This is a genomic window from Mesorhizobium sp. M2A.F.Ca.ET.039.01.1.1 (genome assembly GCF_003998035.1).
GTDB lineage: Bacteria > Pseudomonadota > Alphaproteobacteria > Rhizobiales > Rhizobiaceae > Mesorhizobium.
In genome coordinates this window covers 1-542 of sequence record NZ_RZRY01001468.1, presented here as the reverse complement: position 1 = coordinate 542, position 542 = coordinate 1, and the positions used below count along the sequence as shown (strand labels likewise).

General features: G+C 64.8%; 1 protein-coding gene. It reads left to right on the top strand.

The annotated features are described in order from the left end of the window. On the top strand, positions 1-542 hold a 542-nt coding region (locus tag EOA24_RS40485), incomplete at both ends, for an FAD-binding oxidoreductase (RefSeq protein WP_133375096.1).

Here is a 542-nt window from a genome sequence, read left to right as displayed (position 1 = left end):
GAACTGCCGGTGCTGGCGATGGAGCATATGTACCTGATCACCGAGGACATGCCGGAGGTCGCCGACTGGAACAAGAAGACCGGCACCGAGATCATCCACGCGGTCGATTTCGACGGCGAGCTCTACCTGCGCCAGGAGCGCGGCGGCATGCTCATGGGCACCTATGAGAAGGCCAACAAGGTCTGGTCCGAATTCGAGACGCCGTGGAATTTCGGCCATGAGCTGCTGGAGCCGGACATCGACCGCATCGCGCCGTCGCTGGAAGTCGGCTTCCGCCATTTCCCCGCTTTCCAGAAGACCGGCATCAAGCAGATCATCAACGGACCCTTCACCTTCGCGCTCGACGGCAACCCGCTGGTCGGCCCGGTGCAGGGCCTGACCAATTTCTGGTGCGCCTGCGCCGTCATGGCCGGCTTCAGCCAGGGCGGCGGCGTCGGCCTGGCGCTCTCCAACTGGATGGTGCATGGCGATCCGGGCTTCGACGTCTGGGGCATGGACGTCGCCCGCTTCGGCGAATGGGCGACGCTGCGCTACACCAACGC